Raw genomic sequence first — 7,559 nt, forward strand, 5'->3', positions numbered from 1 at the left:
GATTTCCGGTGGAAATAGCGAGAAGGACACACCCGTTCCCATCCCGAACACGGAAGTTAAGCTTCTCAAGCGCCGATGATACTTGGATGGCGACGTCCCGGGAAAGTAGGTCTCTGCCGGATTTATATTCCTCAATAGCTCAGTTGGTAGAGCATGCGGCTGTTAACCGCAGGGTCGTAGGTTCGAGTCCTACTTGAGGAGCCAAGAGGTAGATAATTATTATCCACCTCTTTTTTATTCGGTTTTTTCAAAAGCGTCTTCAGGATATTTATTTGATGGATCCCATATAATCCATTCCTTTAAGCCGGCGTCATATACAGCTTGAATTTGTTCTCTTATCTGTTTTGGACCATACACCTGGTAATTACCTTGCTTAAGCCATGGAGCGGTGAAACCTTGAAGATAAGGCCTGATATCAGCTTTATAATTTTCTATCTGATTAAGTCTATTTTTCGCTTTTATAAGTGAATTATATACAACGGCATATGGTTCAAGGTCTGGTTTTAAAAATTTGACATTATTCACAACCTGTCCGAAAGCATAATGAGATGGGTAAACCATAGGTGAAATATATTCAATATCTTTACCAATCAGTTCAAGGTACTGACCAATATCTTCGGTATCTTCAGGGCTTTCACAAATAATGCCGAAAACATCAGCAGATAAAATGATACCAGGAAGTTCCTGTTTTGCATAAGCTAAAAAATCATTTATTACTTCATATTTTTCTTTACCATTGGGATTAAAACTCATTGCTTTTTTATCACCATCATTTGGGAAACGTATATAGTCAAACTGTATTTCATCAAACCCTTTTTGAACCGCTTCTTTTGCAATATCTATAATATATGGCCATGAATCGCGGTTATAGGGGTCTAACCATGTTTTATTATTGTTATCCCTCCAAAGCCCTCCAGAAATGTTTTTTACTGCAAGGTCAACTCTTTTTGATGAAAGGACGGGGTCTTTAAAGCAGACCAGTCTTCCTATAACATAAATACCATTATCATGAAGAGTTTTTATTACTTTATCAACATCAAATTTTTTTTTCCAGGCATTTATTTCCCTTACAACAGGTATGCTGGATTCATAACCTACAAATCCATCGTCATCTTTTATATCTATTACGTAAGAATTTATTTCCGTGTTTTTAGCCAATTGAATGAAATAATCTAAACTACTTGCGGTTCCCACAGTCCAACCTGTAAGATAGAGGGCTTTTACATTGTCAGGTTTTTTTACAGGCGAAGTCTGAATATAATCCGGATTATTATTCTCGTTATTGTTTTCGTCATCTTTATTAGCGGTATTTTCAGTATCAGTTCCTTGTGGATCAGTATTTTCTCCTGAAGCATTGTTATTGTCTGTATTATTGTTATTGTTGCCTGTATCATCATGTTGACCACTTTTGTCTGAATTACCTATATTAGAATTATCCTGTATTGTCCTGTTCTGTCCTTTTTCCATGTTGTTATGGCGGTGGCTTTGATTATTAAAATAAACATAAAATGCTATAGAGCTTCCTACAAGCGATACTAATAATATACCAAGTATTACACTTTTTATAATGCTATGTTTCATAGTGCCTCCGTATTATCTATAGTATTTTTTATTGTTGCCTTAATGTCTTTTCCAACTTAAATTATACTTTAGTTTAAGATTTTTGCCAATATCAGTGTCATTACCATATTAATACAATCAATTATTAAATATTATAAGTAAACTGTTTGTGACTATATTTCATATAGCGATATAAAACGTTTATAAAAGTAAAAAAGCCAAAAACAATAAATTAATAGCATTTTATTGTAGTATTATATTAAAACTTATATTATAATATATTATAATTAGTATAAATATTTATTTAGTGAATGATACGCGCATTTTTATTAGTCATACTTGGATAAAAGGCAGGTTAAATAAAGGTTGAATATTGGAGGAGATATAGTGGATAAAAGAAAAATAATAATTGATACAGATATAGGAGATGACATTGATGACGCTTTGGCCATATCATTTGCATTAAATTCACCTGAGGTTGAAATAATCGGAATAACAACTGTTTTCAGGAATACTGATGCAAGGGCTAAAATAGCAGGAAAACTTTTAAAATTGGCGGAAAGAGATATACCTGTTTATGCCGGATGCAAACAGCCAATAATAAATAGGGAGGACGATTTGCAAATTCCATGCCAGTATTCCAAAGATATGGATGATTTTACATATAATAAAGAGATTCATGCAGTAGATTACATTATAAATACAGTTATGGAGAGGATTTTAGCATGAAAAGCATATGTGTCGTTGGTAGTTTGAACATGGATCTGGTAGCTACTGTTGAACGTTTTCCAAGACCTGGAGAAACCGTTACAGGAAAAGAATTCGGAACTTATACAGGGGGTAAAGGAGCCAATCAGGCTGTAGCTTCAGGCAGGCTGGGAGCAAACGTAAGAATGGTTGGTAAAGTTGGAGATGATTTTTATGGCAAAAAATATCTAGAGGTGCTTAAAAACAATGGCGTGAAAATAGACGGCATAGATATTGAACCCGGCACTTCTACAGGAGTTGCAGTAATAGAAGTAGATAGTTCAGGCGCAAACCATATTGTTGTTATTCCAGGCGCAAATGGCAAGGTGGATACTGAATTTATCAACCGCAAACTCAACTACATCCTTGAGAGTGATATATTCCTGTTTCAGCTGGAGATACCCCTTGAAACAGTTGTGTTTTGTATGAAGAAAGTGCAAGAAACTCAAAAAACATTGAGACAAAACAAGAAGATAATAATACTTGATCCCGCTCCTGCTGTTCCTTTAGAGGATGAAGTTCTTGAGTATGTTGACTATATTACTCCAAATGAAACGGAAATTGAAGTTTTGACAGGGGGTAAGATTGATACCGAAGAGGATATTAAGAAAGCATCATTCAAACTCCTGGACAGAGGAGTTAAAACTGTCATTGCTAAAGCAGGAGAAAAAGGTGCATTTATTGTTGAAAGAGAACGGTTTGTTCATGTTCCTGCACCTAAAGTGAATGTTGTAGATACTACAGCAGCAGGGGATTCGTTTAACGCCGGCTTGGCTTTTGCGTTATCTCAAAACAGAGAGTTAGTAGATTGTGTAAAATTTGCAAATATAGTCGCATCCCTTGCTGTCACAGCAAAAGGAGCACAGGAAGCCATGCCAAATATGGAGCAGGTAGAGGCTTTTATGGATAGGATATAAAGTTGGAAGTACTTCAATTATATTGTATCCTTTACCCAATCCTTAGTATTTTTTGAGCTTCTTCAATCCTTATCTTGCTTGCCGCCTAAATCCATCTATAAAACACGAAAATTATCCAATTTGTATATTCCGGTCATCCTGACATCATTCCGGAATTATCCGGACACCTTGCCAAGTAATTTAATTTTAAAGTAATGAACTATATTTTTCAATTGCTTTGTCGTATTGGGCGCATTTTATTTTTATGAAGAAAATGCTTCCGGTAACTAAATGCTCCAAGTCTTAAGAGCCTGTAAATTCACTTCGTGGCAAAAATGTTACTTCCGGCATTTTCTTCAAAATTTGAAAATGCGCCCCCAAAAAAAATATATTTTGTAATATTGACATATGAGATAAAAACGAATACAATATATTGTGCCGATATTAATAATCAATACTAAATGTAGTAACACTTCAAATTTAAGGGGGAAACATATTTATGAACCTTACTGATAATGCAATTAAAGTCTTGGAAAAAAGATACCTGGCAAAAGATGAAAATGGTAACCTTCTGGAAAATCCTGAAGCCATGTTCAGGAGGGTGGCTAAAACAGTTGCTGAAGCTGACTCAGGCTATGTGGATTCTTCAAAATTAAAAGAAATAGAGGATGAATTTTTCGAAATGATGGCCAATCTTGAATTTCTGCCAAATTCGCCGACACTGATGAATGCCGGAAGACCTCTGGGACAGCTTAGTGCATGTTTTGTCCTTCCTGTAGAAGATACAATGGAAGGTATATTTGAGTCTATAAAAAATGCTGCACTTATACATAAAAGTGGGGGAGGCACAGGGTTTAGTTTTTCAAGGCTTAGGCCTAAAGGGTCATCCGTAAAATCCACTGGAGGTGTTGCAAGTGGACCTGTCAGCTTTATGAAAGTGTTTAATGCCGCTACTGAAGCCGTAAAGCAGGGAGGAACAAGAAGAGGGGCAAACATGGGCATACTAAGGGTAGACCACCCTGACATACGTGAATTTATAACTTGTAAACAAGATAATAAGGATATAACAAACTTTAATATAAGTGTAGGCATAACAGAAAAATTTATGAAAGCTGTTGAGAATAATGAAAAATATGATTTGATAGATCCCAGGACAGGTTTGCCGGTATGCCAGGAGAGTGCAAGAGAAATATTTGATATGATAATCGATAATGCCTGGAATAATGGTGAGCCGGGAATTATATTCCTTGACAGGTTAAATAGGGATAACGTTACGCCGGAATTGGGAGAGATAGAATCTACTAATCCGTGTTTCCATCCGGATACACTAATTTCTACAGCAAATGGGCTAATTTCGGTTAAAGAACTTTATGAGAAATATGGCGATGGTGGAGAATTTGAAATTATAGTAGACAACAGGGTAAAAGGAGATACTGTAATTAGAAATTACAGGGAATATATGATTAATGGCGTTTCCATAAAGAAAGCCAGAGTATTTAAGACAGGTGTGAAGAAAACAGTCAAAGTTATATTAAGTAATGGGCAAGAAATAAAAGTAACTAGGGATCACAGAGTACTAACCCTGGAAGGTTGGAAAGAAGCATGGCAACTTAATGAGAATGATTATGTATTGGTTCAGTCGGGTAAAGGCGGATTCGCTAATAATGATACGATAGGCAAGGATGTGGGATTATTCCTTGGATGGGTAACAGGAGACGGATGGTTGACTTCGGTTGGAGATACAATAGGTGTCGCGTTTGCAGAAGATGAATATTACCTTTGTGAGGAATTAAATGAGATTGCCTACAAGTATGGTGCCGGTGTACGTAAAGCAAGCCAAAGAGAAAACGGTACATGGCAGGTAACATATAAAAGAAAGGATTTTGTTACAAAACTTAGGGATTATGGTTTAAAACAGGTAAAAGCCGCGAGCAAACGCGTTCCCAAAGCTATTTTTACTTCTTCGGAAGAGACTGTAAAGGCATATTTGAATGGTTTATTCAGTGCTGATGGAACGGTTAACTATATTGATGAAAATCACCGTGATATACGATTGTCCTCTGCGTCGGAGCATTTGTTGAAGGATGTCCAGTTGTTATTACTGAATCTAGGCGTATTCAGTTCAATTTATAAGAGGGAAAAGCTAAATCAAAACACGTTTACATATATTGATGCTGAAGGCAATGAGAGGACGTATACGGGAGGAATCTATTACGAACTTATTATCAATGAAGATGATATGTACAATTTCTCTGAAACTATAGGAAACCTCCTACACAAGGAAAAAAACGAGAAACTCAAAAAAGCTGCAAGGCTTTCAAGAAAGAAAACTAAATTTGTATCAAGAGTAGTTGCAGTTGAGGAGGATGAAGAAGTAGAGGTATATGATATTAACGAAAGAGAAACTAATTCTTTGATTGCACAAGGTATTGTAGTCCATAATTGTGGGGAGCAGCCTCTTCTTCCTTTTGAAGCATGTAACCTCGGTTCAATTAACTTAAACCTCATGTTAAAAAAGACTCAGAAAGGATATGAGGTTGATTTTAGCAAATTAAGAAATACCGTAAGGAAAGCAGTGCATTTTCTTGATAATGTGATAGATGTCAATAAATACCCTCTTCCTGAGATTGACAAGATGGCAAAGGGTACCAGGAAAATCGGTCTTGGCATTATGGGTTGGGCTGACATGCTCTGCAGGTTAAACATACCTTATAATTCCCAAAGAGCAATTGACCTTGCAGAAAAGGTTATGGGATTTATTCAGGAAGAATCCAAGAAGGCATCCATGGAGTTGGCGGAGAAAAAAGGAGTATTTCCTTTTTATGATAAGAGCATTTATAAAGATAAAGGTATAAAATTAAGAAATGCCACAACTACAACCATTGCTCCTACCGGCACATTAAGCATTATAGCGGGTGTATCCAGCGGCATAGAACCTATTTTCGCAATATGCTATATAAGGAATGTAATGGATAATGATGAACTTGTGGAAGTTAACCCCATCTTTAAAGAAATAGCGGTTAAAAATGGTTTTTATTCTGATGAATTAATGAAAAGAATAGCAAGGAAAGGGACAATAAAAGGTTTCGCTGAAATCCCTACCCAAATTCAGGACGTTTTTGTTACATCTCACGATATTACTCCTGAATGGCATGTAAAGATGCAGGCGGTATTCCAAAAGTATACCGACAATGCTGTTTCAAAGACAGTCAACCTCAAGCATGAAGCTACCAGGGATGATGTAAGGAAGGTATTTGAACTTGCTTATAAAACCAACTGTAAAGGAGTAACCATTTACCGTGATGGCAGCAGAGATAGTCAGGTGCTGAATATAGGAAGTGTAAAGGGTAAAGAAACGAAAGAAGTACAAGAAGGAAAAGAAGCACAAGAAGCGAAAGAAAGAGATAAAGGTGCTGATAATCCGGAAGGTACAATAATAAAGCACATTGCTCCCAGGGTAAGACCTGATATTACAACCGGCTTCACCGAAAAAGTAAAGATTGGTTGCGGCAATCTTTATATAACGGTAAATTATGATGAATACGGCATATGTGAAGTGTTTACTAACCTGGGTAGAGGAGGAGGATGTCCATCCCAGTCAGAAGCTACCAGTAGGCTTGTATCTATTGCGTTAAGGTCGGGATTGGATGTAAAATCTATAGTTGAACAGCTTAAAGGAATAAGATGTGCAACCACTATAAGACAAAAAGATTTAAAGGTTATGTCCTGCCCGGATGCAATAGGAAGAGTAATTGAAAAGGTAATGCATCTTCAAAATAATGGTAACGGTAAGGAGGAAGAACTTCAAATTCTGTCGAAGTACCAGGATTTTGATGTTGAAAAAGAGTTAAAATATGTTTATTGCCCTGATTGCGGAAAAAAGCTGGAACATGAGGGTGGATGTGTTGTGTGTAGAGATTGTGGTTTCTCAAAGTGTGGATAAATAATTTCATTTAAATACTCAAACCTCCTGTAAGAGAGGAAACATATTGGTATTCCTTTATGTTTCCTCTCTTGTTTTTACTATAGAAGAAAATGTGCCCTAATAGCACAAAGGTAATTGCAATTTAATTAAAATAGTGAGAAAATTTTTGATATTTAAAGATAATCTACTAATTATGGTTATAAAAATGTAATATTGGATTATATACAGAGATGAAGCACGAATTTAAAAGAAAGAGAAAACAAGAGTTATAGAGAGTAGCAAAAAAATATTTTCGCAAAACCGGGTTGGACACGTACAAGATTAGTATTGTATAGTAGACTTGGGGGAGGTAGGTAATCAAGTCATGAACAATACTAATAGAACATTTTCAGGTAGGACATTTAGTCCTGAAGATATAGAAATGATAAAAT

4 protein-coding genes, 1 tRNA gene and 1 rRNA gene are annotated in these 7,559 nt (G+C 36.0%); 5 read left to right on the forward strand and 1 reads right to left on the reverse strand.

Annotated elements, in window-relative coordinates; translation table 11 throughout:
• The first annotated feature begins 4 nt into the window (after positions 1-4).
• Positions 5-122 (forward strand): 5S ribosomal RNA (gene rrf / locus HPY74_18750).
• Between the two features lie 6 nt (positions 123-128).
• Positions 129-204, forward strand: a tRNA-Asn gene (locus HPY74_18755).
• A 30-nt stretch (positions 205-234) separates the two neighbouring features.
• Here HPY74_18755 and HPY74_18760 read toward each other — a convergent pair.
• Positions 235-1,467, reverse strand: a complete 1,233-nt coding sequence (locus HPY74_18760) for a putative glycoside hydrolase (GenBank protein NSW92657.1) — start codon at positions 1,465-1,467, stop codon at positions 235-237.
• A 480-nt stretch (positions 1,468-1,947) separates the two neighbouring features.
• Between HPY74_18760 and HPY74_18765 the strand changes: the two genes are divergently transcribed.
• From HPY74_18765 to HPY74_18775, 3 genes are all read left to right on the forward strand, one after another.
• Positions 1,948-2,289 carry a nucleoside hydrolase gene (locus HPY74_18765; protein NSW92658.1) on the forward strand — a complete coding sequence of 114 codons (342 nt, stop codon included), beginning with the start codon at positions 1,948-1,950 and terminating at the stop codon, positions 2,287-2,289.
• Complete coding sequence (gene rbsK, locus HPY74_18770) at positions 2,286-3,224, forward strand: ribokinase (protein ID NSW92659.1); 939 nt, start codon at positions 2,286-2,288, stop codon at positions 3,222-3,224. Before HPY74_18765 ends, rbsK begins: the two co-directional genes overlap by 4 nt.
• Positions 3,225-3,702: 478 nt before the next feature.
• Positions 3,703-7,146 carry a TSCPD domain-containing protein gene (locus HPY74_18775; protein NSW92660.1) on the forward strand — a complete coding sequence of 1,148 codons (3,444 nt, stop codon included), beginning with the start codon at positions 3,703-3,705 and terminating at the stop codon, positions 7,144-7,146.
• Positions 7,147-7,559 lie beyond the last annotated feature (413 nt).

The organism is Bacillota bacterium (genome assembly GCA_013314855.1).
In the GTDB taxonomy this organism is placed as follows: Bacteria; Bacillota; Clostridia; order Acetivibrionales; family DUMC01; genus Ch48.